The organism is Paenibacillus sp. DMB20, assembly GCF_000987955.1.
GTDB lineage: Bacteria > Bacillota > Bacilli > Paenibacillales > Paenibacillaceae > Paenibacillus_AQ.
The window spans coordinates 332,807-358,666 of the sequence record NZ_LAZU01000025.1; the positions used below are offsets into that span (position 1 = coordinate 332,807).

The window sequence follows — 25,860 nt, forward strand, 5'->3', positions numbered from 1 at the left end:
CCTTCAAGAAAGACATAGTAACCGTATTGTATCACGAATCGGTTCCCGTTTGAATCTTGGCGCCGATCTCGACCCAGATCTGGAGAACGCCTTCCATGACGAGCATCGTCCGAATTTTGACGCTGTAACTTTTCTCCCTGACCGCATAGATTTTATCGTCCAGCAGAGAGCGGGTCAGCTTGCTGTCCGTGTCGATGTCAAACACGCTCCGCCCGCGCAAAGCGGCCAAATCCTTGGCGAGCATTTGAAGGATTTCCTTGACGGTCAGGCTGTCGAGGGTCTCGTTTTTCTGCTCGGTGCGAATTTTGATTTCGCGGATGACGGTCGGTTGTTTGCTGTATTTTTTCAGGGTTGAAATGTCTTCCTTATACTGCTCGATCTGGAGCTGCATATCGCGGTTGTTCATCCAAAGCTTGTTGTAGCTGGCGTGGTATAAAGAGTTGTACACGACGCTCCCGATGACCATGCCGAGGACGAGAATGGAGGCTGCCTGGTAAAAGGGGCGGTACCGGCGAAGCGGAGGGACTCTCATGGATCAGCTCCTTTCGGAGCAGACCCATTTAACCAGCTCGCTGCCCATGTGCGCTCCCAAAAAAGCAAAAACAAGATACAAAATCTGCTTGATGGCGGGGGACAGGTTGCCTCCGAGCATATTGCTTTCGATCACGCGCATCGGATCGATGGTGCCGCCGACGGCCGCGGCCAGCGCCCATATTTTTATGCGGTCGGCAACGTCCAGCATCGTCTGCGTGGGGGGCTGCATGGAAAGAACCGCGCCGACGCCGCCGATCATCGCTCCGCCAAGCACGATGCCGAAGGCTATGAAAAAGTCCAGAATCGCTTTGGATAAAAACACGTTCATCTTCATTCTCGACCCCTTTCTGCCGGGCGGCGGGAATAAACCGCCTGTCCAAATGCTTCATGATTCATTGTATGGGCGGTCAGCGCCACATTATGATAAAATATTATTAAGAGACAGCACTATTATTTAGCGGCGAAAGGAAGGCGAACCATGAGCTCTTTCGTGCATTTGCATGTTCATAGCGAATACAGTCTTCTTGACGGAGCGGCACGTATCGAGGATCTTGTGCGGGAAGCGGCAGCGCTCGGAATGAAATCACTGGCGCTGACCGATCACGGGGTCATGTACGGGGCCGTTCCATTTTATAAAATGTGCCGCGAGCACGGCATCAAGCCGATCATCGGCTGCGAGGCTTATATGACTTCCGGCTCCCGCAAGGAACGGGGCAGCCGCAAGGACCAGCCGATCTACCATCTGATTTTGCTGGCGAAGAATGAAACGGGCTACCGCAACCTGATGAAGCTCTGCTCGATCGGCCATTTGGAAGGCTATCATTATAAACCGAGAATCGACATGGAGGCGCTGGCGGCGCTTCACGAGGGGATTGTATGCCTCAGCGCCTGCCTGGGCGGCGAAGTCCCCCAGCATCTGCTGCACGGAAGGCCTGCCGAGGCCAAAGCAGCCGCCCTCCGGTATAAAGAAATATTCGGCAGCGATTATTATCTGGAGCTCCAGGATCACGGCCTGCCGGAGCAGAAACGGGTGAATCCGCAGCTGATCGAGCTAAGCCGGGAAACCGGGATTCCGCTAGTCGTCACGAACGATGTCCACTACCTGACTCCCGCGGATGCGGAGGTTCAGGATGTGCTGATATGCATCGGCACCGGCAAGACCGTTGACGACGAGGATCGGCTTAAAATCCCGACCAGCCAGCTGTATCTGAAAAGCGAAGAAGAGATGGGGCGGCTATTCCCCCATCTTCCCGAGGCGCTTCGAAATACGGCGGACATCGCGGAGAAGTGCAGCCTGGAGTTGGAATTCGGCCGTTCGATTCTGCCGGAATACCGGCCGCTGCCGGAAGGCATGGATGCGCCGTCCTATCTGCGCGATCTGTGTTTGGCCGGTCTGCGGGAGCGTTATGAGGAAAGCGAGCGCTGGACCGACCCCGACAAGCGCGGCGAGTTGGACCGCCGGCTGAATTACGAGCTGAAGGTCATCGAAAGCATGGGCTTCAGCGATTACTTCCTGATCGTATGGGACTTTATCGCCTACGCCCACCGTCAAGGCATTGCCGTCGGTCCGGGGCGGGGCTCTTCCGCCGGCAGTCTCGTGGCGTACACGCTGCGCATCACGAACGTCGACCCGATGAAATACAACCTGCTCTTTGAACGTTTCCTGAATCCGGAGCGCGTGACGATGCCGGATATCGATATCGATTTCAGCGACGAACGGCGCGATGAAGTCATCGATTATGTCGTGAATAAATACGGCCGCGAGCATGTGGCCCAAATCATCACGTTCGGAACGATGGCTGCAAGAGCGGCGGTGAGGGACGTGGGACGCGCGCTGAATGTACCGTTCGGCGAGGTCGACCGGGCTGCGAAGCTGATCCCCAATCACCTGGGCATCAGCATAACGCGCGCCATGAAGGAGAGCCCCGGTCTCAAGGAGCAGTACGATACGAAGCCCAAGGTACGGGAGCTGCTGGACATGGCCATGAAGGTGGAGGGCATGCCCCGCCACGCTTCGACCCACGCCGCCGGGGTCGTCATTTCCCGCGATCCGCTGACGGATGCCGTTCCCCTGCAGGAAGGAAGCGAGAAAACGGCCCTTACGCAGTACTCCATGGAGAACCTGGAGAGCATCGGCCTGCTCAAAATGGATTTTCTCGGCCTTCGGACCCTGTCCATCATTGAACGGACCATGCGCTGGATTGCCGAGAGCGAGGGAGAGGCGCCGGATTTCCTGAAGGTGCCGGACGACGACCCCGAGACGTATTCGATGCTCGGCCGAGGCGAGACGACAGGCGTCTTTCAGCTGGAATCGGCGGGAATGCGCCGCGTGCTGAAAGACCTCAAGCCGTCCGGGTTCGAGGATATCGTATCGGTTAACGCGCTGTACCGGCCGGGACCGATGGAGTTCATCCCGAAATACATTCAGGCCAAACACGGGCTTATCCAGCCTGAATATCCGCATCCGGACCTGATTCCGATTCTCGGGGATACGTACGGCATCATCGTGTACCAGGAGCAGATCATGCAGATCGCCTCGCTTATGGCGGGCTTCTCGCTGGGGGAAGCGGACCTGCTCCGGCGGGCCGTTTCGAAGAAGAAGCGGGAGGTTCTGGACCGGGAGAGGGACCATTTCGTGACCGGCAGTCTGAAGCAGGGGTATACCGAAGAGGAAGCCAACCGGGTGTACGACATGATCGTCCGCTTCGCCGATTACGGCTTCCCGAGGGCGCATGCCGCGGCTTACGGCGTTTTGGCTTTCCAGACCGCTTATTTGAAGGCGCATTATCCGGTCCAATTCATGGCTTCCATGCTCACGGCCGTGATGGGCAGCCACCGCAAGGTGGCGGAGTACGTGCTGGAGTCGCGGAGGATGAATATCGATGTGCTGCCGCCGGACGTCAATGAGAGCGGATCGTTGTTTACGCCCGTCACCGGAAGTCCGGCAAACGGGCAGGCCGGCGAAACCGGCGGCCCCGCTCCCCGGACCGGCAAAATCCGCTTCGGGCTCGCGGCGATTAAAAACGTCGGGACGCAGGCGGTGGAAAATATCGCCCAAATCCGCAAGGACAAGCCGTTTGAGAGCCTGCTCGATTTTTGCCGCCGGGTAGACCTGCGCGTGTGCAACAAGCGGGTCATCGAATCGCTGATCCAGGCGGGAGCCTTCGATTCGCTTCCGGGGCACCGGTCACAGCTGGTCGCCATGCTGGATGAAACCGTCGAAGCGGCTCTGAAATGGAGGAAAGAGCGCGAGGATCTGCAGATTCAGCTGTTCGATTTTGTCGAAACGACAAATTGGGACATCGAGTATCCGGATATTCCCCCTTACTCCGGCAGCCAGCAGCTTGAACTGGAACGCGAACTGCTCGGCATGTATTTGTCCGGCCATCCGTTGGACGACTACGACGAACTGCTGCAAAAAGCCGGAACGGACCGTCTCATGGATCTGAATGAGACCCCGGACGATACGGTCGTTACGGTTCCGGGCATGGTCGTGTCGATCAAGACGATCACGACCAAGCAGGGGAAAGCGATGGCGTTCATGGAATGGGAGGATCAGATCGAGCGATGCGAAGTGGTCCTGTTTCCGGAGGTTTGGAAACGCAGCGCGCATCTTGTGGAGAAAGGCGCTTTGCTTGCGCTCCGGGCCAAGGTTCAGCAGCAGGATGAGGGATTCAAGCTGTTGGCCGAGGAGCTTGCGCCGCTGGAAGAAGAACGCCTGCTGCAGTTGGTCCGCCGGGGGAAAGCCCGCGGGGCAGCGCCGGGGCAGCGGGAGCCCTTCCGGCCGGACAAGGGGAAGAAGGCTGCGGCACCGGCACAGGCCAAGGCATCGGAGCACCAGGCTCCCCGAGTTTCCTCCGCGGCCGCCCGGGCGTCAGATGCCGTGACGCCATCCGCCGACAGTCCCCCTGCTCGGGAACGTTCCGGTAACGGGGGCCGCCGAACCGGCCTGAACCCGGTCCTTGATCCTGCCGGCACTTCCGAGCGTGAACAGCGGGTGTTCGTTAAAATTTCGGCCGAGTCCGAGGATCCGCAACTCTTGGCGCGGCTTCAGCAGCTTTTGCAGGAACATCCGGGTTCGGTGGCGACGGTGCTGTTCTATGAACGAAGCCAGAAAGTACTTGCATTGAGTGATGCTTACCGGATCAATCCGTCACCTGTATTGATTTCCACGATGGAGGATATGCTGGGTAAAGATACGGTTAAGCTGAGGTAACTGTGAGATCGTTCTGAAAACGCGTCATCATCCCGAAATCTTTTTAGGGATATTATCTTTTCCGGCGTTAGAAACCAGGCATGGAACCCGCGCATGACACTGCGGTTCATCGCCTTTAATAAATTTCATGAACGTTTCATATCCCTCCCGCATACACTTAGGACACCACGGGACAACAATGGTCCGAGATAAGCCGTAGCGCTTTGCCGTTAGGAAGGCGCTGGCGGCGGGTTTCGGCAATGGCGCGGGAGGGATTTGTCATGTCTATTAAATTGGCTGAGGAGATGCTGGGTGCAAGGGGTGTCAGCGTATCCGCCATCGCGGATATCGTTTTCCAGCTTCAGCATAAATATCATCCGGCTTTAACGCAGCGGCAGTGCGAGGATAGCGTTCGTGCCGTCCTTGGAAAGCGGGAGGTGCAGTACACTCTTTTTACGGGGATCGCATTAGACGAGCTGGCCGAGCGCAAGCTGCTGCCGGAGCCGCTGCAATCCATTCTGGAAAACGATGAGCCGCTATACGGCGTGGACGAGACGATGGCTTTGGGCGTGACGAGCATTTACGGCATGATCGGGCTGACGAGCTTCGGATATTTGGATAAAGAGAAGATTGGCGTTATCGAAACCCTGAATGAGAAGAAGGATGGCATTCACGTGTTCCTCGATGATCTGGTGGCTGGCATCGCCGCGGCCGCTTCCTCGCGAATCGCCCACAACAATCCGGAGGCGGCCCGCTACACCACCGGTACGGATTGACGGGATTCGGGGCGGGACAAGACCGCTTTTCATGCCGTGGCTAAAGGAATATGCGATTTCTCGTCCCCCTCCTCTTTTGTTGAGGTAAAAAGTGAAGTGTGTTATCATTATCCATTATATCGGCTCAGGATATGCCTATGGCACGAGATTAGGGGGATTTGAAAGGCATGTGGACGGTAATCTATATCGCGCCTACCGCCAAGGTGGCGGAAATGATCAAAACCAGGCTTACGGAAGAGGGTTTTTTGGTTCAAAGCCGTCCTGTGAATCTTTCAAAACAACAATTTGAAATCCTGGTTCCCTCCGGAGAGCTTGAAGAAGTACAGGAAGTATTGAATTCTATTTTGCACCCCTAGCTACAGGGATACATAGCAAAGCATAGGTTACGGGAATTGCTAAGTTTGCGGCCATTCAAATTTACGGCTGGAGAGGTGTAGTTGTGTTTAAAGATCTGTTTCAGAAAAAAAGAAAATATGCAACCATTCCTTCGGAACGATTGGAACGGGCGGGACAGCCTGAAGAAGGCGAACGTCCGAAACGCGAAATTCCGGAGGGGCTGATGAATAAGTGCAGCAAATGCGGAACCATTCAGTACAGCAAAGAGCTGGAGAAAAATCTGAAGGTTTGCCAGGAGTGCGGCCACCATATGCGTTTGAACGCATTGGAGCGCATCGGCATTACGCTGGATGAGACAGGCTTTGAGGAATTCGATGCCGACATGGTTTCGGTGGATCCGCTGCAGTTCCCGGGTTATGCCGTCAAGCTGGAGCAGCAGAAGATGAAGTCGGGGCTTCGCGATGCCGTCATTACGGGAAAGGGCTTTATTGACGGACAACCTGTCGTGGTGGCCGTAATGAGCTTTGATTTTTTTACAGGCAGCATGGGATCGGTCGTGGGTGAGAAAATCACGCGCGCTATTGAGCATGCAACGGAACATGGACTCCCCCTGATTATATTCTCGACCTCGGGCGGGGCACGGATGCAGGAAAGCATCCTCAGCCTGATGCAGATGGCCAAGACCAGCGCCGCGCTTGCCAGGTTCAACGAGAAGGGCGGACTTTACATTTCGGTCATTACGGATCCTACTACGGGCGGCGTTTCCGCGAGTTTTGCCACGCTGGGAGACATTAATATTGCGGAACCCGGGGCGGTATTCGGGTTTGCGGGACGGATCGTGATCGAGCAGACCATCCGGCAGAAGCTTCCGGACGATTTCCAGACCGCCGAATTCAATCTGGCGCACGGCCAGCTGGATCTGGTCGTTCACCGGAAGGATTTGCGGGAAATGCTCGGCAAGCTGATCGAAATGCACGCCGTGAGAGGGGGATTTTAATGCCAGGCGAATTGCCATTTGAAATGCCTCTTGCCGAAATGCGCAAGAAAATCGATGAACTGAAGCAATTCGGGCAGGAAAAAGGGATCGATTTCACGGATGAAATCGCCCGTTTGGAAGAACGCTATAGCCGATTGGAACAAGAAATCTATTCCTCGATTTCCCCGGCTCAGAAGATGCACCTTGCCCGCCACCAGCAGCGTCCCACCTCGCTCGATTTAATTCAGCTGGTGTTCACCGATTTTATCGAGCTCCACGGCGACCGGCTCTATGGGGATGATCTCGCGGTCGTCGGCGGATTGGCGAAGCTGAACGGGGTACCGGTTACGGTAGTCGGCCAGCAGCGGGGCAAGGATACGAAGGATAATATTGCCCGCTTCTTTGGCAGCGCGCATCCCGAAGGCTTCCGCAAAGCTCTGCGGCTTATGCAGCAGGCAGAGAAATTCAAGCGCCCGATCATTACGTTTGTTGATACAAAAGGCGCTTATCCGGGTAATACAGCTGAAGAGAGAGGCCAATCCGAGGCGATCGCCCGCAACCTGCGGGAGATGTCCGCGCTCGGCGTGCCCGTAGTTTGTGTGGTCATCGGCGAAGGAGGCAGCGGCGGTGCTCTTGCGATGGCCGTAGGGAACCGTGTGCTGATGCTGGAGCATGCGATTTATTCCGTTATTTCACCGAACGGGGCGGCCTCCATCCTGTGGAAGGATGCGTCCAAGGCCGAACAGGCTGCGGAAGCGATGAAAATAACCGCTCAGGATCTGCTGGAGATGGAAGTGATCGAGGAGATTATTCCGGAGCCGCAAGGCGGAGCCCACCGGGGGTACGAAGAGACCGCCGAAGCAATCAAGGAAGCCCTTGTTCGTCATCTGAAAGAACTTTCGGTCATGGATGCCTGTGAGCTGAAAGAGGACCGTTACCGGAAATTCCGCAAGATCGGCAGCTTTGATTTTGCGCCGGCGGAACAGGCCGAACCGCTCGCTTAAATGCTTTTATGTGACAAAGTTCCTATACAAATGAGAAGTTTTGTAGTAAATTTAGTTGTTGGAAAAACAGATATAGAGACCCTTGAAAAACGGAGGAAACCCAAATGCGTAAAACTAAAATTGTATGTACTATCGGTCCTTCCAGTGAATCGTTGGAAAACACCAAGAAGCTGATTATGGCCGGCATGAACGTGGCCCGTCTGAACTTCTCCCACGGTGATTTCGAAGAGCACGGCAACCGGATCAAAGCGATTCGCCAGGCGTGCGAGGAATTGAACAAAACCGTTGCGATCCTTTTGGATACGAAAGGACCGGAAATCCGTACCGGCAAATTGGAAGTGGAGCCGATCGAGCTTGTTCAGGATGAATTCGTCACGCTCACGACCGAGGAAATCCTTGGCGACAAGAACCGTATCTCCGTGACCTACAAAGAATTGCCGAGCGACGTTCAAGCGGGATCCACCATTTTGATCGATGACGGTTTGATCGGTCTGACGGTTGTGGAAGTTCAGGGCACCGAAATTAAATGCCGCGTCGTTAACGGCGGAACCATCAAGAGCAAGAAAGGCGTAAACGTGCCGGGAGTAGCCATTTCCCTTCCGGGCATTACGGAAAAAGACGCCAACGATATCGTTTTCGGAATCGAGCAGGGCATCGATTTTATCGCAGCTTCCTTCGTTCGCAAAGCCAGCGACGTGCTGGAAATTCGTGAATTGCTGAAAAAACACAATGCTGAACATATTCAAATCATCTCGAAAATCGAGAACCAGCAAGGCGTGGACAACCTGGATGAAATCCTTGAGGTTTCCGACGGCCTGATGGTAGCCCGCGGCGACCTGGGGGTCGAAATTCCTGCCGAAGAAGTACCTCTCGTGCAAAAGCGCATGATTGAAAAATGCAACATCGCGGGCAAGCCGGTTATTACGGCTACTCAAATGCTGGATTCCATGCAGCGCAACCCGCGTCCAACCCGCGCCGAAGCAAGCGACGTGGCGAACGCGATTTTCGACGGCACCGACGCCATCATGCTGTCCGGCGAAACGGCAGCCGGCAAGTATCCGGTTGAATCCGTGCTGACGATGTCCCGGATTGCGGAAAAAGCGGAATCCGCCCTGAATTACCGCGATCTGTTCCTGAAGCAGCGCATTGCCCAGGAAACCAGCGTTACCGAAGCGATCAGCCAATCGGTTACGATCTCTGCGCTGGATCTGAACGCAAAAGCGATCATTTCCTCTACCGAGTCCGGCCATACGGCGCGCATGGTATCCAAATACCGTCCGAAGGCGCCGATCATCGCCGTTACGACGCAGGACAGAACATTGAGACGTTTGGCTCTGACCTGGGGGGTAACTCCGGTTAAAGGAGAACAGGCTACCTCCACGGACGAAATGTTCGAATACGCGCTGCAAGGCGGACAAAAGTCCGGCATCGTGAAGGAAGGCGACCTCGTCGTGATCACGGCCGGAGTGCCGCTCGGCAAATCCGGTTCCACCAACCTGGTGAAAGTCACTCAAATTCCGTCACAGAAATAAGAACCTTTTGTACAGGAAACCATAAATGAATGAAAAAGCAATGGACGAGCCATCGACCATTGCTTTTTCTATAAATGTCGGGGGGAAGCATGATGTCAAGAACATCCGTAAATCAGCCGAGCCGGTGGTTCACCACGTCCTTTCGGGTACGCTATCAGGAGAGCGACCAGATGGGCGTCGTCTATCACGCCAACTACTTGAACTGGTTCGAAATGGGCAGGACCGAAATGATCCGCGAGTTAGGATTTACCTACAGGGGAATGGAAGAGGAAGGCGTGCTTCTTCCCGTCGTCGATCTGGAGATGAAATACCTTAGCCCTGCGCATTACGACGACCTTGTCAACGTATTTACCCGAATGACCGTTTTTTCGGCTCTGCGCATTCATTATGAGTATGAGGTCCGCAGGCTATCCGAAGGAGAGCGGGACTCCCTGAACCTGTCCCTTTATGGCAGGGATCAGGAACTGCCGGGGGATTTGCTGGTAAGAGGGAAGACCAACCATGTATGGGTCAACCGGGAGTGGAAGCCCGCCCGACTGGATAAATCCGTTCCAAAGCTGTATGATGCATTAAAGAGTTCCCTTTTGGGGGGAGAGGAGTAGATTTATGTGGAAGTGGTTGCTGGCGGCCGTCATTTTTTTGCCAGCCATTGAAATATTCGGATTTTCACTTGTAGCGGATCGGATCGGCGGCATGAACACGCTGCTTCTTACCCTGCTTACTTCGGCCATCGGCGTGGTGATGATGAGGTTCGAAGGCCGCAAAGCGATGGAGGATGCCAAGCTTCGGACGAATTCGAACATGGTTCCCGGTACATCCATGGTCGACGGATTGTGCATTTTTGGCGGAGGGGTTCTTCTCATCGTTCCCGGCTTTCTTACCGACATCGTCGGGTTTACGATGCTGTTTCCCCTGACCCGTCCCATCTATCGCTTCCTGCTGCTGAAATGGATGAAGAAAAATATAAAAAACGGCAAAATCACGATCTTCAAGCGTTAAAGCCGGAGTAAGCCGTGATATAATGCCAAAAATCTTGGCTGCCCTCAGAGCGGGGTCTCTCGGAATGGCATGCGGTCCGGATTGTACACGGGGATTGCTTCCAACCGGGAATCGGTGCCGTGAAAATACCTTGTTCATGTCGGATGACGCAGCTTTCCGGAAGAAAAGCGACGGCCTGTCCGGTCCGGACCGCGGTCATCACCGCTTCGAGAGAATTTAACCCGAGCGTGTTCGAAAGCGGCAAGTCATGCTGTTCAGACCACAACTTCATCTGCTCAAGCTGGAGCGGGCAGGTGCGGCTATATACGAATCGATGCTTGTTAAGCTCCTCCGGACTTGCCTCCTTGAGCTTATTCATGGGGTGGAAAGCTCCATGGGCAAGCAAAAACCGGTCCTTTAGGACCGTTTTTTTTATATAAGGCCCCTTCCACGGGTTCCCTTCCTGATAAACGGCCAGTTCAATATCTCCTTTGACGAGCAGTTCCTCAAGCATTTCCCCGGCATGAACCGACACTTCGAAGACCGCTTCCGGATTCAGGTTGGAATAAGATATAAGGATTTCAGGGAGGATATAGGCCTCCGAGTAATGATCCGCACCTACCCGGATTTTTTCATCATGTCTGGCTGCCCAATCGGCGGCAGTCTTACGAATTTCATCCTCCAATGCGACCATCTGCTGAGCATACGGCAGAATGGCCTTTCCGCCCTCGGTCAGTACCACCCTTCCTTTATGCGAGGCAAAAAGGGGCATATCCATTTCCTGCTCCAAGCTTCTCATGTGAAAAGTCACCGTCGGCTGCTTCATGCGTAAAACGGAGGACACTTCCGTCACCTTGTGCAGCTTGTCGATGAGCGTCAAAATCTTTAATTTGATGATGTTCATTGAACTCTTCCTCCCGGCTTTCGGACTTTCGTTTCTCTAAGTTAAACCTATTATAGAATAAATCTTAAAAATATTATAATTTTTATATCGATATTTTACGTTCTTTTTACATAATCCGAATTTCCGCATAACACTTGAGTCTTAAGATGAAATAGTGCTGATGGTTAAACAAAAAAACAAACCGTCACTTAATAAAGGGAGGACTAAAACAAATGATGAAGAAACTGCCGTTTATTCTGACGCTTTTCGCACTCGTATTTACTCTTGCCGCATGCGGATCGAAAAGCGAAACTACAGGCACAGGGGGCAATGCGAATCAAGCAGCCGGAGGATCCGGAACGGCTAAAGAAGAAACCGGGTTGAGCGGTTCCATCCTTGCGGTAGGCTCCACGGCCATGCAGCCATTGGTAGAACAAGTGGGACAGAAGTTCATGGCAGACGAAAAATATAAGGGCGTTACCGTACAGGTTCAAGGCGGAGGCAGCGGTACCGGCTTGACGCAGGTATCGGAAGGACAATCCGATATCGGAAACTCCGACGTATTTGCTGAAGAAAAGCTGGACGCCGACAAAGCGAAAAGCGTTGTTGATCATCAGGTGGCCGTCGTTGCCATGGCCGGAGTCGTGAACCCTAAGGTTACGGTAGATGACCTGACCAAAGAGCAATTGGTAGACATCTTCACAGGCAAAGTTACGAACTGGAAAGAGCTTGGCGGCGAAGATCAGAAGATCGTCATCGTAAACCGTCCCGCAAGCTCCGGCACGCGTGCCACTTTCGAAAAATTCGCGCTTGGCCAGTCCAAGTTGGCTGACCTTCCGGGCTCCATCCAAGAGGATTCCAGCGGCACGGTTAAAAAACTGGTCAGCGAAACACCTGGAGCTATCGGCTATCTGGCATTGTCCTACCTGGACGACAGCGTAAAGACGCTCAAGTATAACGGTGTGGAAGCAAAGGTGGAAAACGTGCAGGACGGTAAATATCCGGTATGGGCTTACCAGCACATGTACACCAAAGGCGAGCCTAACGAGACGGTAAAAGCATTCCTTGACTACATGCTGTCCGATGAAGTTCAACAAAAAGATGTTGTCGAGCTTGGATATATTCCGGTATCCGGCATGAAAGTAAAACGCGACGCGGAAGGCAATATTACTCAATAAATCCTGAACTCATGCCAGGTGACATCAAAATGGAAGAAGAGGCGGATACTCCGCCTCTATTTTCCGGTTAGAAGGAAGGTAAGCAATGGGACAGATGGGGAAAAACACAACGCTCAAGCAAAATGACGCGCAGAGCAGCAAGCTGGGAGAAAAGCATTTTTGGGAAGATTGGATCGGGCGCATCTACACCTCGGTATGCGTCGTGCTGCTTCTTGTGGTCATCGTTTCGATCGTATTTTTTGTGTCGTCGAAGGGGCTCGCCACGTTTTTTGAAAACGGGGTTAGTCTGAAGGATTTTTTCTTGGGTAAAACATGGAGCCCGGATGAGGAATTCGGGGCGCTTCCGTTTATCACGGGTTCGTTTGCCGTTACGCTGCTGGCTGCTTTAATTGCGGGACCGTTAAGCCTGTGCGCGGCCTTGTTCATGACGGAAATATTGCCTGGACGGGGGAAACGGATCCTGCAGCCTGCCGTCGAGCTGTTATCGGGGATTCCTTCGGTCGTGTATGGCTTCATCGGCCTCAGCGTCATCGTTCCGCTGGTGCGATCGGTATTTGGCGGGCAAGGTTTCGGTATTTTGGCGGGCTGCCTTGTCCTCGCGGTCATGATTCTGCCTACCATTACGAGCATCATGGCGGATGCGCTGGCCTCTCTTCCGGGCGGCCTGAGGGAGTCCTCCTATGCGCTAGGGGCCACCCGCTGGCAAACCATTTACCGCGTCGTCATTCCAACGGTTTTACCCGCATTGCTGACAGGAGTGGTCCTGGGCATGGCACGCGCTTTCGGCGAAGCTTGGCTGTACAGATGGTTATCGGCAACGCGCCGCATATCCCGAATTCCCTTATCGAGTCCGCATCCACGCTGACCAGTGCCATCACGTTAAGCATGGGGAATACGGCGATGGGATCGGTTCACAATAACGCTTTGTGGAGCATGGCGCTTGTACTGCTGCTGATGACCTTTGTATTTGTACTGCTCGTGAGGCTGCTTGAAAGGAGAAACCGAATTTGAAAAGAGCAAAAACAGCTGACAAAATCGCTACGATTGTTATCGTTATTTTCGCGCTGCTGATTGTCGCCATACTGATCGGCCTGCTTGGTTACATTATGGTGAGGGGCTGCGCCATATCGACTGGAATTTCCTGACGGGCGTGCCTCAGCTTATAAAAGGCGGAGGGGGAATCGGACCCCAGTTGTTTAACTCCGTGTTTCTTCTTGTCCTTACCTTGATCATTACCGTCCCGCTCGGATGGGGCGGAGGCATCTACATGGCCGAATACGCCAAGCCCGGACGAATCACCAATATCGTGCGTCTGGTTGTCGAGGTATTATCATCTTTTCCTTCGATCGTTATCGGCTTGTTCGGGCTATTGGTTCTGGTTAACACGTTCAACCTTGGATTTTCCCTGCTGTCGGGCGCCATGGCCTTGGCTATATTCAATCTGCCGCTGATGGTCCGCACGACCGAGCAGGCATTCAGGGCCGTGCCGAAAGAGCAAAAGGAAGCCGGCTTCGCACTGGGGCTGTCCAAGTGGAAAATCATCACATCGATTCTCCTTCCCGTTGCGCTGCCGAGCCTGATTACAGGGACGATCCTGGCCTCGGGGCGGATCTTCGGCGAAGCGGCGGCCCTTATGTTTACGGCGGGAATGAGCAGTCCTCCGCTTGATTTCACGGATTGGAATCCGCTTAGTCCAAGATCGCCGATTAATCCGCTTCGGCCTGCCGAAACCCTTGCGGTTCATATCTGGAAGGTGAACAGCGAAGGAATCGCGCCGGACGCTCCGGAAATCGCGGCAGGAGCTTCCGCGGTCCTGGTTATTCTCATTTTAGGATTTAACCTTACGGCGAGATGGATTGGAAGATTGGCATACCGGCGCTTTACTGCAGCCAAACGGATAGATTAGAGGGGGAGGACCAAGATGGCTCAAGCGTTTGGAACCGAAAATTTAAGTGTGTTTTACGGGGAATTTGAAGCGGTCAAGAATATCAGCCTTGATTTTCCGGCCCAAAGTGTCACTGCACTGATCGGCCCCTCCGGCTGCGGCAAATCGACCTTTCTCAGGTCTTTGAACCGGATGAACGACGCGATTTCGCTATCGCGGACAACCGGGCATATATGGATGAACGGCAACGATCTGAACGATCCGCATACCGATGTGATCAAGCTGCGCCAGCAGATCGGCATGGTATGGCAAAAGCCGAATCCGTTTTTTAAGTCGATTTACAACAATATCGCTTTTGGACCGAGGTATCGCGGGATCAAAAAGAAAAAGCAATTGGATGAAATCGTGGAGAACAGTCTGCGCAAAGCTGCATTATGGGATGAAGTAAAGGACCGCCTGAACGATTCGGCCTTATCCTTGTCGGGAGGCCAGCAGCAGCGTCTTTGCATCGCCCGCGCGCTGTCCGTAAATCCGCAGATCCTGCTGCTGGATGAGCCGGCTTCCGCTCTGGACCCGGTCTCTACGGGCAAAATCGAAGAGCTGATCACGCAGCTGAAGGAAGAGCTTCGGATCGTTATCGTTACCCACAATATGCAGCAGGCCGCCAGGGTATCCGATTTTACCGCCTACTTCTATTTGGGCAAAGTGGTTGAGCACGGCAAGACCGAGCTTATTTTCACAAACCCTGAGAACAAGCTGACGCAGGATTATATTTCAGGACGGTTTGGATAATTTCCGGCAAAACTCCGACGTCGTCCGAAACTGAAAGCAGGTCACTCAAGATTCACTTTTGGGCGGCCTGCTTTAATTTTAATTATATTAAGAAAGGACAAGATTTCAGTTAACGGGGGCGTTTATAAACCTCGGTCCGCATTTATGAACATTTTGTGAACGGATGAAAACGCTCTCCGCCGAACAAGTCCGTGGCTCAAAACGCGCGGTGCACGCGCGTCTTTCGGGCCGAGAGGTTTTTTTAAAAAATCGTTTATTGTGTCGATAAAACAATTTGATGTAAGGATTGGTTGAGTCAATGTTCACATATCCGACAAAATACTTTATGATAAGAGAGAGTTTTATTATATTGATTATTTATGACCTTATCAGGGTTCTCTTTTCATCCGGTATCATGAAACGGTTTTCACAGCACAGTCCAACACCGGGGGTATCCCAAATATCAAAGGAGAGATGATGCATGACAGCTACCAAGGGTTTGGAAGGCATTGTAGCTACAACATCCTCGATCAGTTCGATCGTTGACGGCGTTCTTACGTATCGGGGCTATGATATTGATGATCTCGCAGAGCATGCCAGTTTTGAAGAAGTGGCCTATTTGCTATGGTACGGCAAACTTCCCGATGCCCAGGAATTAAAGTCTCTTCAGCAGGATCTGAGCGCTTATGCGGCCATTCCGGATAAACTGATAGAACAGATCAAGCTGTATCCTCAAAACGCGAATACGATGGCAGCTCTCCGCTCGGCCGTATCCGCACTTGCTCTGTATGACGAATCCGCCGATGACATGAGTCAGGAAGCCAATGAAAAGAAAGCGGTTAAACTGCAGGCGCAGCTCCCTACCATCGTTGCAGCCATTTCCCGCGTCCGTCAAGGCAAGGAGCCGGTCGCTCCGAAGGCCGGCGTTTCCATCGCGGAAAACTTCCTGTACATGCTTAGGGGCGAGCAGCCGGATGAAACCTCGATTAAAGCTCTGGACCAGGCTCTCGTGCTTCATGCCGATCACGAGCTGAATGCATCCACATTCGCATCCCGCGTAACCGTGGCCACGCTGTCCGATATTTACTCGGGCGTTACATCCGCGATCGGCGCGCTGAAAGGACCTTTGCATGGAGGAGCCAACGAGGCGGTCATGAAAATGCTGAATGAAGTGGGCACCATCGACAAGGCGGAAGCCTACATTCAGGAAAAACTCAATAACCGCGAAAAAATCATGGGCTTCGGTCACCGCGTATACAAAAACGGCGATCCCCGTGCAAAGCATCTGCAGAAAATGTCCCGCGAGCTCGGTGAAATAAAGGGTGATACGACCCTGTATGATATCTCGGTTCTGATTGAAAAAATCGTAACCTCCCAAAAAGGACTGAAGCCGAACGTCGACTTCTATTCGGCTTCCGTATATACCCAGCTTGGAATCGAACACGAACTGTTCACTCCGATTTTCGCGATCAGCCGCGTATCCGGTTGGACGGCGCATATTTTGGAGCAGTACGACGGCAACCGCATCATCCGCCCGCGTGCGGAATACACGGGTTTAACCAATCAGAAGTACGTGCCTGTTGAGCTTCGCTAATTTGCCGCAATTACGGTACAATAGGGCAGAGGAAACGCTTTTTCCGGATCACCGGTAAAAGCGGCATTCTTTGTGCCCTTTCCCGCTTTTTAAGCGGAGGATAGAGACAACCACCATTTCAAAGGAGGAATTCATACTATGAAACTTGAGAAATTCGCACTACCAACCGAAGGTGAGAAGATTACGATTGATAACGGCAAGCTGCAGGTGCCGGCGAACCCGATCATTCCTTTCATCGAGGGTGACGGAACAGGCCGCGATATCTGGAGAGCTTCCAAGCGCGTGCTTGATGCAGCGGTAGAAAAAGCATACGGCGGCTCCAAGAAAATTGCCTGGTATGAGGTGTTCGCCGGCGAGAAAGCTTTCAATACATACGGCGAATGGCTTCCGAATGATACCCTTGAAGCGATCCGCGAATACATCGTTGCCATCAAGGGTCCTCTGACAACGCCGATCGGCGGCGGAATCCGTTCCCTGAACGTGGCGCTGCGCCAAGAACTCGATCTCTACACCTGCCTGCGTCCGGTTCGTTACTTTAACGGCGTGCCTTCCCCGGTTAAACGCCCTGAATTGGTCGACATGGTCATTTTCCGCGAAAACACGGAAGACATTTATGCAGGCATCGAGTACAAGGAAGGTTCCGAGGAAGTGAAGAAGGTTATCAAATTCCTCCAAGAAGAAATGGGAGTAAACAAAATCCGCTTCCCGGAAACATCCGGCATCGGCGTGAAGCCCGTATCCTCCGAAGGCTCGAAGCGTCTTGTGCGCGCAGCCGTAGAGTATGCCATCAAGCACGGACGCAAGAGCGTTACGCTTGTTCATAAAGGCAACATCATGAAGTTTACGGAAGGGGCATTCAAAAATTGGGGGTACGAAGTGGCTGAGCAGGAGTTCGGCGACAAGGTGTTCACATGGGCCCAGTACGACATCATCAAGGAAAAGGACGGCGTAGATGCAGCGAATGCGGCTCAAAAGGCAGCGGAAGAAGCCGGCAAAATCATCGTGAAGGACGCGATTGCCGACATCGCCCTGCAACAAGTACTGACCCGCCCAACCGATTTTGACGTGATCGCCACGCTGAACCTGAACGGCGACTACCTGTCCGACGCCCTTGCAGCACAAGTCGGCGGTATCGGAATTGCTCCGGGCGCCAACATCAACTACGTGACAGGGCATGCGATTTTTGAAGCGACCCACGGCACGGCTCCAAAGTATGCCGACAAAGACGTCGTGAACCCTGGTTCCGTCATTCTGTCCGGCGTTATGCTTCTTGAGCACCTGGGTTGGCAGGAAGCGGCCGACCTCATTTATAAAGGCATGGAAACATCCATCAACAATAAAACCGTAACCTATGACTTTGCCCGTCTGATGGAAGATGCGACCGAAGTGAAATGCTCCGAGTTCGCGAACGAAATTATTAAAAACATGTAAGGGGGGGAATCATCGTGGCTATTACTCGTAAAAAAATTACCGTGGTCGGCGCGGGCTTTACCGGTGCAACTACGGCACTTATGCTCGGACAAAAAGAACTGGGGGATGTCGTACTGCTCGACATTCCTCAGCTTGAAAACCCGACGAAGGGTAAAGCGCTCGATATGTTGGAAGCCAGCCCCGTGCAGGGCTTTGACAGCAAAATTATCGGCACGGCCAATTATGAAGACGCTGCGGACTCCGACATTGTCATCATTACGGCAGGCGTTGCACGCAAACCGGGTATGAGCCGCGATGACCTCGTTAATACGAATGCCGGCATCGTAAAATCGGTATGCGAAAACGTGAAGAAATACGCGCCGAACTCTACCGTCATCATTCTGAGCAACCCGGTGGATGCCATGACTTACGTGGCGTACAACACGCTCGGCTTCCCTAAAAACCGTGTCATCGGCCAGTCCGGCGTCTTGGATACAGCGCGTTACTGCACATTCATCGCCCAAGAGCTGAACGTATCCGTGGAAGACGTACGCGGCTTCGTGCTCGGCGGCCACGGCGACGATATGGTTCCTCTCGTTCGCTACTCCAGCGTTGGCGGCATTCCGATCGAAACGCTGATTCCTGCAGAGCGGATCGAAGAGATCGTGCAGCGTACCCGCGTCGGCGGGGGCGAGATCGTCAACCTGCTCGGCAACGGCAGCGCATACTATGCGCCGGCTGCATCGCTTGTCCAAATGACGGAAGCGATTTTGAAGGACAAGAAACGGATTCTTCCGGTTATCGCTCTTCTGGAAGGCGAATACGGCTACAACAATCTGTTCATGGGCGTTCCTGCCATTCTGGGCGGCGACGGCATCGAGAAAGTATTCGAGCTGGAGCTGACTTCGGACGAGAAGGCAGCGCTTGACAAATCGGCGGAATCCGTACGCAACGTCACTTCCGTGGTGAAGCTGTAAAATACGTCCGGCCCCTATATTTGACGATTGAATGACAAAGCAATCCCGATCCATGATTTAGGAAAGGGATTGCTTTTCTTTCGTCCATTACTTCAGTATAATATGGTTCAGTAAGGCAAAATGTAACAAATATCACACTAATGAAATTTGGAGGCGTCGTTGAATGGAAAGTGTTTCTTTTTTGCTGCATATCATCGGAACCGCAGCACTCGGCTTTTATCTGATCCTTCCGTTTATTGTAGGCGGTACTCAGAAACTATCCCTCGGTGCCCAGGAAGGCGCCGTGAGCACGATTCATGTGGCTAATCGCTTTGCACAATACGGTCTGGTACTTCAGCTTTTGACAGGCGGTTACATGATGTCCAAGGGGAATTATTCCGTAGCTTGGATGATTATCGTTACCGTTCTTTTGCTGGCTATGTTTGCGATCGGCGGCATTATGAGCAAGCCGTTGAAAAACGCGTTGGCCGGTATCCGCGAGAAACGTGAAGTTAAAGCCGAAACGGCGAAGCTGCGTACATTCAGCCTGCTGCTCGCTCTTCTCTTGCTCGTGATGATTTACTTCATGGTCTTCCCTTTGTACAAATAATTTCGTATGGATAAGACCGCTTCCCTGCCGGAAGCGGTCTTTTTTTGCCCGGATCCCGGCAAGTCCTGCTGCTAACCGCTTGCGGAATGATCGGCGGGGAATAGGTTTCACCAAGGGTTAAACTTTCGTTTGAGTTGTCCCTGTTCGTGGTAATTAACATATCGTAGAGGCCGTGAGTAATCCTGCCTGGACTGAGACATCCTACCAAGGGAAGATTAACCTATGAGAATTGTAACCCGAATGACATGAAAGGAGAAATGCCATATGCCGCAAGACGGACAAAAGCAAACATTGCCGCCCCAGCATCAAGATCATCGCCCGGGGAGCGAAACGGAAATGCATCCGGCTCCGGAGTTTGAATCCTATGAATATAAAGCTGCCGGGAAGCTTCAGGGCAAAGCGGCGCTTATTACCGGAGGGGACAGCGGGATCGGACGTGCGGTGGCCGTGACGTACGCCAAAGAAGGCGCTGACGTAGCCATCGTTTACCTGAATGAGCATAAGGACGCGGAAGAGACCAAGCGTCAGGTTGAGCAGGAGGGACGCAAGTGTATCTTGATTCCGGGGGATGTCGGGGACGACGCGTTTTGCCGGGATGCGGTAAAGCAAACGGTCAATCAGCTGGGTAAATTGGACATCCTCGTCAACAACGCGGCCGAACAGCATCCGCAGAAGAGCATAGAGGATATCTCAAAAGAACAATTGGAGCGGACGTTCCGCACCAATATTTTGGGCATGTTCTTTATGACGCAGGCAGCTATGCCGCATCTCGGCAAAGGCAGCGCGATCATCAACACGGCTTCGATTACGGCTTACCGCGGAAGCCCTCAGCTGCTGGATTACTCCTCGACCAAAGGGGCGATCGTGTCCTTTACCCGGTCATTGGCCATGAATGTCGTGGAGAAGGGGATTCGCGTTAACGGGGTAGCACCGGGACCGATCTGGACCCCATTGATCCCGTCCACCTTCCCCGAAGATCAAGTCGCCCAATTCGGTGCAACGCAGCCGATGAAGCGTCCGGGACAACCGGAAGAATTGGCGCCGGCTTATGTGTATCTGGCATGCTCCGATTCCTCATATGTAAGCGGCCAGATGATCCACATTAACGGCGGCGAAGTCATTAACGGTTAAAGGTCGGGTCGTAAATTTTCAAAAGCCCCTTTCTTCCGCTTTAACGGAAGAAAGGGGCTTTTTGTGACTTTTCCGCTGAATTACAATCTTCTGAATCCGTTAGGCAGAATGCCGGTTCTGCGAATTTGGCGGATTTGCGCAAGGGTAAGCCGGAAATTGGCCATGACTAGAGACTCCGGATCTTCTCCTCTGATAATGTCGTCCAAGTCAGCAATGTTTGTATTGCCGCGGAATACTCTGAATTGTCCCCTGAAATTCGGACGGGTGAACAGCACGAGCGTTGCGTTCGGGTTAGGGGAGAAGAAGCGCAGGCTCTCGATATCGTCAAACCGGTTCTCTAAATTGCGGATTCCCAAATTGCCGCGCAGGACAAAACGTTGGCCTCTGAAATTCTCCTCCGTAAACAGACGAAGTCTTGGAAAGACTTGCGAGATGGTTGCTTTGTTCATATATTTCTCACCTCCTCGCTATCAAGTTATGCGGTTTTGGAGTATTTGCTTGGTTGGGAGGCGGGGGTAATCCGTTGGTTTCAAAGAAACAAAAATTTAAAGTAAACCCTTTCACGCCTTTTTGATATAATAGAATGGATGAAAAATGTGTATCCGGAATGCTGTCATCAGCTGCCTGGTCATTAGAGAGAGGGGAAAGTAAACGGATATGAAGCATTTTGAGGAAAGCGTATACCGGCTGATCGTCGAGACCTCCACGAACCTTCCGGGGGATGTCCGCAGAGCGGTTAACCGCGGGCGTGCAGCAGAGGATGCCGCTACCCGTGCAGGCCTTGCCTTGTCGACGATCGCACAAAATATCGAGATGGCGGAACATGAGGTGTCTCCGATCTGCCAGGATACGGGCATGCCGACTTTTGTTGTACATACCCCCGTCGGCGCGAACCACATGGAGATGAAAAAGGATATTCGCAACGCTGTCGTACGGGCAACGCGTGACGGCAAGCTGCGTCCGAACTCCGTGGATTCCCTGACCGGCAAAAACAGCGGGGACAATCTCGGACCCGGAACGCCGGTGATCCATTTTGAGCAGTGGGAACAGGATACGATCGATATCCGTCTCATTTTGAAAGGCGGCGGCTGCGAGAACAAGAATATCCAGTACAGCCTTCCTGCAGAATTGGAGGGACTGGGCAAAGCCGGACGCGACCTGGACGGTATCCGCAAATGCATCCTGCATGCCGTATACCAGGCGCAGGGACAAGGCTGCAGCGCAGGTTTTATCGGCGTCGGCATCGGCGGGGACCGGACAACCGGTTATGAGTTGGCCAAGCAACAGCTGTTCCGTCATATCGACGACGTGAACCCCAATCCGGAACTGCAGAAACTCGAAGATTACATTTTGGAAAATGCGAACAAGCTGGGCATCGGCACGATGGGTTTTGGCGGCGAGGTAACACTGCTCGGGTGCAAAATCGGTGCCATGAACCGGCTTCCGGCAAGCTTTTTCGTATCGGTCGCTTATAACTGCTGGGCATTCCGCCGGCAAGGGGCATTGATCGATGCGGCTACAGGCGATATTCGGGAATGGCTTTACGAGAGCGGCAAGGGCATATCCATGAATGCGGAATCCCAGGCCGAGACGGCCATCGCATCGAGCGATGACGGCAAGCCGGCTTCCGGCCGGGAAATCGTGCTCCAAACGCCGATCAGCGAAGAACAGATCCGCAGCCTCCGTGTCGGAGACGTTGTGGTCATCCGCGGGGAAATGCACACCGGCCGCGATGCGCTGCATAAATATTTGATGGACCATGATGCCCCGATCGATCTGAACGGTACGGTCATTTACCACTGCGGACCCGTCATGCTGAAAGATGACGAGGGCTGGCATGTCAAGGCGGCCGGACCTACAACAAGCATCCGGGAGGAGCCGTATCAGGGCGATATTTTGAAAAAGTTCGGCATCCGCGCGGTCATCGGCAAGGGCGGCATGGGACCGAAAACCTTGCAGGCTCTGCAGGAGCACGGTGCCGTATATTTGAATGCCATCGGAGGAGCCGCACAGTATTATGCCGAATGCATCAAGAAGGTAAACGGCGTCGATTTTATGGAATTCGGCATTCCGGAAGCCATGTGGCATCTGGATGTGGACGGCTTCGCTGCCATCGTGACGATGGACTCCCACGGCAACAGCCTTCATGCGGATGTAAGCAAGAATTCCGCGGCCAAGCTGGAGATGTTTAAAGAGCCCGTTTTTGCGTAATCTGTCCATATATATGAAGTATTCATACAAGCATTCCTTGGCCGCTCCCGGTCCGGGGATGCTTTTTTCATATAGGAACGTTGGATTCCATTTCTCCGAGAAACGCCCCTTTTTTCAAAAGGACGGCGAAGCCGTTTTCTTCTTGCCCGGAAGTGGTTGCGGTCAAAGAATTTGAGGTTTATCATGGGAAACAAATGAGAGATATATAAAGCCAGCTGATTTTACGACTATTTTACCGGTAAAGGGAGAGATGGATGAGACCGTTTCGTAACCGCTTGACCCTAATCATGATGACGCTGATCGGCCTGTCGATGCTGGGTGCCGGCTTTGCCATGGCCAATGTGTTCAAAGAATCCCACATCAAGCTGCAGGAAGAGAATATGGTCAGGGAGATCAACCTGATCCAGGCGACGTTGGAGTTCCCGCCTCTTACAGGCAAGGAGGCCGCCGAATATTATACGGACAAGTCCCTGCAGCTCGAAGCCTTGGCGGATGCCAGGGTTACGTTTATTGCAAAAGACGGTACCGTGATCGGGGATTCCGAGAGCGATCCCGGAAAAATGGACAATCACGCCCATCGGGAAGAGATGATTCAAGCGGAAAAGGAAGGAACCGGCCGGACGATCCGTTACAGCAGCACTTTAGGACAGGATATGATCTATGTGGCACGGCCCGTAAAGCAGGGAGCTTTTGACGGATACATCCGCTTATCCATGAGTCTTAATCAGGTGGATGAGGGCGTCCGCCAAGGGTGGATGGTGATGGGTGGCGGTTTGATCATTCTTTTTATGGTGGCTGCACTGGTTAGTTACCGGATCGCCGCAGGCCTCACTTCGCCATTGGAAAAAATAACGAGGGTAGCCCGCCAGATTACCCGGCTCGATTACGACGCCCGCGTACAGATTCACCGGAGGGATGAAATCGGACAGCTGGCCCAAGCCATCAACGGGATGGCGGACAGCCTGCAAACGCAGCTGAAAACGATCCGGGACAATGAGGACATGCTGCAAAGCGTATTGAACAATATGACCGGGGGGATTATCATGCTCAGTCATGACGGCCAGATTGTGCTTGTGAACCGGGCAGCAGAACAGATGCTTGGCGTTAAAGCGGCACAGGTGACGGGAAAATCTTACCGCGAGCTGAGGCAGCATTACGAGCTGACCAAGCTGATGGAGGAAGGGCTTGAGCACCGCACGAATTTTCGCGAGGAACGGAGTTTGTACTTTCCGGTCGAATCGATTATCCGTCTCGATGGAGTGACCATGTCCCAGGATGACGGCTCCTACCGCGGCATGCTGTTCCACCTGCAGGACGTCACGGATATCCGCAGACTTGAGCGGATGCGCAGCGAATTTGTCGCCAACGTTTCGCATGAGCTGAAAACGCCGCTTGCGGCGGTAAAGGGCTTTGCCGAGACCTTGTTAGGCGGCGTGAGCGACGAGAAAACTTCGAAGTCGTTCCTTCAGATTATTTACGATGAATCCGAGCGGTTGAACCGGCTGATCCGGGACATTCTCGAGCTTTCCAAGATCGAGTCCAAGCGGAGCGCCATGGAATATTCGCCGGTGCATCTGGCTTCGTTTTTCGAGTCGCTGTGGAAATTCATGGAGCCGGAGGCCGCCAAGAAAAGAATTTCCCTGGATATGCAGGTCCCCGAGGAGCTCTTCATGGAAGGGGACGAAGACAAATTAAGGCAAATATTTACCAATCTGCTCTCCAACGCCATTAATTACACCCAGGAGGGGGGAAAGGTGCTGTTAACGGCCGGCGATATCCATAAGGAAGGCCATGGGGATGCCATTCGCTTTATTGTCAGGGATTCCGGGATCGGTATCCCCAAAAAAGATCTTCCGCGTATTTTCGAAAGGTTCTACCGGGTGGACAAGGCGCGCTCCAGAAGTTCCGGCGGAACGGGGCTCGGGTTATCGATCGTCAAACATCTCGTGGAACTGCACCACGGCTCCATCAAGGTTGAAAGCGAGCTGGGGATGGGGAGTTCCTTTATTATCGAAATGCCGCTGCTTCAGGAAAATGATTGAAGCAGCAAGGGCGTTAACATTGGGATAACATTCCCTTGATATAATTTAATCAAAAAGCGAACCAAAAATAATCGGTTTTAAGGCGGGGGTAAGATGGCACAACGTTTGCTTGTCATTGAAGACGAACCGACACTTTCTCGGCTATTGTCTTACAATTTGACCCAGGAAGGATTTAACGTAACCGTAGAGGAGCATGGAACTTCGGGGTACGAACGCGCCTCGAAAGAAACCTTTGATCTGATTCTGCTGGATGTCATGCTTCCGGGCATGAACGGGTTTGATATATTGGAGAAGCTGCGTCAGCAGGGGATCAAAACGCCGATCATTATTTTGACGGCCAAAAATGCCGAAGAAGAAGTCGTTCAGGGCTTGAAAATGGGGGCGGATGACTATATAACGAAGCCGTTCGGCGTATCCGAGCTCCTTGCCCGCGTCTCGGCCGTCATGCGGAGGGTATCCGGGCATTCGGAAGAAGCCGCCGGCGTATCGGTCGATAAGGGGAACGTCATCATTCTCGGACAATTGGAGATATACCCCGATAAATATGAGGTCAAGCTTGGCGGTCAAAACATCAACCTTAGACCCAAGGAGTTTGAAGTGCTTTTGTACCTCGCCAGAAAACCGGGTGTCGTATTGTCCCGGGACGATCTGATGAATGTTGTCTGGGGATTTGATTATATCGGAGGCCAGCGGACGGTGGATGTGCACGTCAGCTCTTTGCGAAAGAAGCTTGAACTCGATCCCGATTCGGTATTTATCGATTCGATCCGGGGAGTCGGTTATAAGCTCGTTGTTAATCCCAAATAAACGACTTTCGACTTACGGTCTCAGGCTTGTTTAGGAATAAAGAATTAGAAA

General features: G+C 53.0%; 22 protein-coding genes and 2 pseudogenes. 20 read left to right on the plus strand and 4 right to left on the minus strand.

The genetic code is table 11. The features are described from left to right. Positions 1 to 31 precede the first annotated feature (31 nt). Together XI25_RS12240 and XI25_RS12245 are read right to left on the minus strand one after the other, a co-directional pair. Positions 32 to 532, minus strand: coding sequence for a hypothetical protein (locus XI25_RS12240; RefSeq protein WP_046678811.1), 501 nt, complete (start codon positions 530 to 532; stop codon positions 32 to 34). Positions 533 to 535: 3 nt separating this feature from the next. Continuing rightward, positions 536 to 862: a YtrH family sporulation protein gene (locus XI25_RS12245; RefSeq protein WP_046678928.1), complete on the minus strand. Its 327-nt coding sequence runs from the start codon at positions 860 to 862 to the stop codon at positions 536 to 538. A 150-nt stretch (positions 863 to 1,012) separates the two neighbouring features. Here XI25_RS12245 and XI25_RS12250 point away from each other — a divergent pair, with 150 nt between their 5' ends. From XI25_RS12250 to XI25_RS12285, 8 genes are all read left to right on the plus strand, one after another. Continuing rightward, on the plus strand, positions 1,013 to 4,750 hold the full coding sequence (locus tag XI25_RS12250) for a DNA polymerase III subunit alpha (protein ID WP_046678812.1): 3,738 nt from the start codon (positions 1,013 to 1,015) through the stop codon (positions 4,748 to 4,750). 260 nt (positions 4,751 to 5,010) lie between these two features. Further along, a complete protein-coding gene (locus tag XI25_RS12255) occupies positions 5,011 to 5,505 on the plus strand; it encodes a phosphatidylglycerophosphatase A family protein (RefSeq protein WP_046678813.1) in 495 nt (164 codons plus the stop codon). Between the two features lie 167 nt (positions 5,506 to 5,672). Next, complete coding sequence (locus XI25_RS12260; RefSeq protein ID WP_006212044.1) at positions 5,673 to 5,861, plus strand: hypothetical protein; 189 nt, start codon at positions 5,673 to 5,675, stop codon at positions 5,859 to 5,861. 83 nt (positions 5,862 to 5,944) lie between these two features. Then, positions 5,945 to 6,838: an acetyl-CoA carboxylase, carboxyltransferase subunit beta gene (gene accD / locus XI25_RS12265; RefSeq protein ID WP_046678814.1), complete on the plus strand. Its 894-nt coding sequence runs from the start codon at positions 5,945 to 5,947 to the stop codon at positions 6,836 to 6,838. Beyond that, complete coding sequence (locus tag XI25_RS12270) at positions 6,838 to 7,821, plus strand: acetyl-CoA carboxylase carboxyltransferase subunit alpha (RefSeq protein WP_046678815.1); 984 nt, start codon at positions 6,838 to 6,840, stop codon at positions 7,819 to 7,821. The genes accD and XI25_RS12270 overlap by 1 nt, the downstream gene beginning before the upstream one ends. Positions 7,822 to 7,925: 104 nt before the next feature. Continuing rightward, complete coding sequence (gene pyk, locus XI25_RS12275) at positions 7,926 to 9,353, plus strand: pyruvate kinase (RefSeq protein ID WP_046678816.1); 1,428 nt, start codon at positions 7,926 to 7,928, stop codon at positions 9,351 to 9,353. Positions 9,354 to 9,445: 92 nt separating this feature from the next. Beyond that, positions 9,446 to 9,955: an acyl-CoA thioesterase gene (locus XI25_RS12280; RefSeq protein WP_046678817.1), complete on the plus strand. Its 510-nt coding sequence runs from the start codon at positions 9,446 to 9,448 to the stop codon at positions 9,953 to 9,955. A gap of 4 nt (positions 9,956 to 9,959) precedes the next feature. Next, a complete protein-coding gene (locus XI25_RS12285; RefSeq protein ID WP_046678818.1) occupies positions 9,960 to 10,352 on the plus strand; it encodes an FxsA family protein in 393 nt (130 codons plus the stop codon). Here XI25_RS12285 and XI25_RS12290 read toward each other — a convergent pair. Then, positions 10,342 to 11,235 (minus strand): LysR family transcriptional regulator, encoded by an 894-nt coding sequence (locus tag XI25_RS12290; RefSeq protein ID WP_046678819.1) that lies wholly within the window; start codon positions 11,233 to 11,235, stop codon positions 10,342 to 10,344. The two genes, XI25_RS12285 and XI25_RS12290, sit on opposite strands and share 11 nt — an antisense overlap. A gap of 215 nt (positions 11,236 to 11,450) precedes the next feature. Between XI25_RS12290 and XI25_RS12295 the strand changes: the two genes are divergently transcribed. The 9 genes and pseudogenes from XI25_RS12295 to XI25_RS12335 all read left to right on the plus strand — a co-directional run bounded on the left by XI25_RS12295 (position 11,451) and on the right by XI25_RS12335 (position 20,749). After that, entirely contained in the window at positions 11,451 to 12,392 is a 942-nt protein-coding gene (locus XI25_RS12295; protein ID WP_442950383.1) for a phosphate ABC transporter substrate-binding protein PstS family protein, read from the plus strand. 94 nt (positions 12,393 to 12,486) lie between these two features. Next, positions 12,487 to 13,403: pseudogene (gene pstC / locus XI25_RS12300) on the plus strand (phosphate ABC transporter permease subunit PstC). Next, positions 13,400 to 14,298, plus strand: a pseudogene (gene pstA, locus XI25_RS12305) (phosphate ABC transporter permease PstA). Before pstC ends, pstA begins: the two co-directional pseudogenes overlap by 4 nt. 15 nt (positions 14,299 to 14,313) lie before the next feature. Then, the gene (gene pstB, locus XI25_RS12310; protein ID WP_046678821.1) at positions 14,314 to 15,069 is read left to right on the plus strand and encodes a phosphate ABC transporter ATP-binding protein PstB; all 756 of its coding nucleotides are present in this window, start codon (positions 14,314 to 14,316) and stop codon (positions 15,067 to 15,069) included. 460 nt (positions 15,070 to 15,529) lie between these two features. Next, a complete protein-coding gene (gene citZ, locus XI25_RS12315) occupies positions 15,530 to 16,642 on the plus strand; it encodes a citrate synthase (protein ID WP_046678822.1) in 1,113 nt (370 codons plus the stop codon). Between the two features lie 138 nt (positions 16,643 to 16,780). Next, positions 16,781 to 18,073: an NADP-dependent isocitrate dehydrogenase gene (gene icd / locus XI25_RS12320; RefSeq protein ID WP_046678823.1), complete on the plus strand. Its 1,293-nt coding sequence runs from the start codon at positions 16,781 to 16,783 to the stop codon at positions 18,071 to 18,073. A gap of 14 nt (positions 18,074 to 18,087) precedes the next feature. After that, complete coding sequence (gene mdh / locus XI25_RS12325) at positions 18,088 to 19,029, plus strand: malate dehydrogenase (RefSeq protein WP_046678824.1); 942 nt, start codon at positions 18,088 to 18,090, stop codon at positions 19,027 to 19,029. A gap of 163 nt (positions 19,030 to 19,192) precedes the next feature. Then, on the plus strand, positions 19,193 to 19,618 hold the full coding sequence (locus XI25_RS12330; RefSeq protein WP_046678825.1) for a hypothetical protein: 426 nt from the start codon (positions 19,193 to 19,195) through the stop codon (positions 19,616 to 19,618). A 264-nt stretch (positions 19,619 to 19,882) separates the two neighbouring features. Further along, positions 19,883 to 20,749: an SDR family oxidoreductase gene (locus XI25_RS12335; RefSeq protein ID WP_046678826.1), complete on the plus strand. Its 867-nt coding sequence runs from the start codon at positions 19,883 to 19,885 to the stop codon at positions 20,747 to 20,749. A gap of 80 nt (positions 20,750 to 20,829) precedes the next feature. Here XI25_RS12335 and XI25_RS12340 read toward each other — a convergent pair whose 3' ends face one another. Then, entirely contained in the window at positions 20,830 to 21,198 is a 369-nt protein-coding gene (locus XI25_RS12340; protein WP_046678827.1) for a hypothetical protein, read from the minus strand. A 208-nt stretch (positions 21,199 to 21,406) separates the two neighbouring features. Between XI25_RS12340 and XI25_RS12345 the strand changes: the two genes are divergently transcribed. The 3 genes from XI25_RS12345 to XI25_RS12355 all read left to right on the plus strand — a co-directional run bounded on the left by XI25_RS12345 (position 21,407) and on the right by XI25_RS12355 (position 25,809). After that, positions 21,407 to 22,960, plus strand: a complete 1,554-nt coding sequence (locus XI25_RS12345; RefSeq protein WP_046678828.1) for a fumarate hydratase — start codon at positions 21,407 to 21,409, stop codon at positions 22,958 to 22,960. Positions 22,961 to 23,214: 254 nt separating this feature from the next. Next, on the plus strand, positions 23,215 to 25,002 hold the full coding sequence (gene pnpS, locus XI25_RS12350) for a two-component system histidine kinase PnpS (protein WP_046678829.1): 1,788 nt from the start codon (positions 23,215 to 23,217) through the stop codon (positions 25,000 to 25,002). A gap of 93 nt (positions 25,003 to 25,095) precedes the next feature. Further along, entirely contained in the window at positions 25,096 to 25,809 is a 714-nt protein-coding gene (locus XI25_RS12355) for a response regulator transcription factor (RefSeq protein ID WP_046678830.1), read from the plus strand. Positions 25,810 to 25,860 lie beyond the last annotated feature (51 nt).

Excerpts from the sequence above, each read along its gene's own strand:
- XI25_RS12330 (WP_046678825.1), top strand. The coding sequence starts at position 19,193 with ATGGAAAGTGTTTCTTTTTTGCTGCATATCATCGGAACCGCAGCACTC.
- XI25_RS12245 (WP_046678928.1), bottom strand. The coding sequence starts at position 862 with ATGAACGTGTTTTTATCCAAAGCGATTCTGGACTTTTTCATAGCCTTC.
- XI25_RS12280 (WP_046678817.1), top strand. The coding sequence starts at position 9,446 with ATGTCAAGAACATCCGTAAATCAGCCGAGCCGGTGGTTCACCACGTCC.
- pnpS (WP_046678829.1), top strand. The coding sequence starts at position 23,215 with ATGAGACCGTTTCGTAACCGCTTGACCCTAATCATGATGACGCTGATC.
- pstB (WP_046678821.1), top strand. The coding sequence starts at position 14,314 with ATGGCTCAAGCGTTTGGAACCGAAAATTTAAGTGTGTTTTACGGGGAA.
- XI25_RS12270 (WP_046678815.1), top strand. The coding sequence starts at position 6,838 with ATGCCAGGCGAATTGCCATTTGAAATGCCTCTTGCCGAAATGCGCAAG.
- XI25_RS12340 (WP_046678827.1), bottom strand. The coding sequence starts at position 21,198 with ATGAACAAAGCAACCATCTCGCAAGTCTTTCCAAGACTTCGTCTGTTT.
- pyk (WP_046678816.1), top strand. The coding sequence starts at position 7,926 with ATGCGTAAAACTAAAATTGTATGTACTATCGGTCCTTCCAGTGAATCG.
- XI25_RS12260 (WP_006212044.1), top strand. The coding sequence starts at position 5,673 with ATGTGGACGGTAATCTATATCGCGCCTACCGCCAAGGTGGCGGAAATG.
- XI25_RS12285 (WP_046678818.1), top strand. The coding sequence starts at position 9,960 with ATGTGGAAGTGGTTGCTGGCGGCCGTCATTTTTTTGCCAGCCATTGAA.
- XI25_RS12255 (WP_046678813.1), top strand. The coding sequence starts at position 5,011 with ATGTCTATTAAATTGGCTGAGGAGATGCTGGGTGCAAGGGGTGTCAGC.
- XI25_RS12250 (WP_046678812.1), top strand. The coding sequence starts at position 1,013 with ATGAGCTCTTTCGTGCATTTGCATGTTCATAGCGAATACAGTCTTCTT.
- XI25_RS12345 (WP_046678828.1), top strand. The coding sequence starts at position 21,407 with ATGAAGCATTTTGAGGAAAGCGTATACCGGCTGATCGTCGAGACCTCC.
- XI25_RS12355 (WP_046678830.1), top strand. The coding sequence starts at position 25,096 with ATGGCACAACGTTTGCTTGTCATTGAAGACGAACCGACACTTTCTCGG.
- XI25_RS12335 (WP_046678826.1), top strand. The coding sequence starts at position 19,883 with ATGCCGCAAGACGGACAAAAGCAAACATTGCCGCCCCAGCATCAAGAT.
- citZ (WP_046678822.1), top strand. The coding sequence starts at position 15,530 with ATGACAGCTACCAAGGGTTTGGAAGGCATTGTAGCTACAACATCCTCG.
- XI25_RS12240 (WP_046678811.1), bottom strand. The coding sequence starts at position 532 with ATGAGAGTCCCTCCGCTTCGCCGGTACCGCCCCTTTTACCAGGCAGCC.
- XI25_RS12290 (WP_046678819.1), bottom strand. The coding sequence starts at position 11,235 with ATGAACATCATCAAATTAAAGATTTTGACGCTCATCGACAAGCTGCAC.
- XI25_RS12295 (WP_442950383.1), top strand. The coding sequence starts at position 11,451 with ATGAAGAAACTGCCGTTTATTCTGACGCTTTTCGCACTCGTATTTACT.
- icd (WP_046678823.1), top strand. The coding sequence starts at position 16,781 with ATGAAACTTGAGAAATTCGCACTACCAACCGAAGGTGAGAAGATTACG.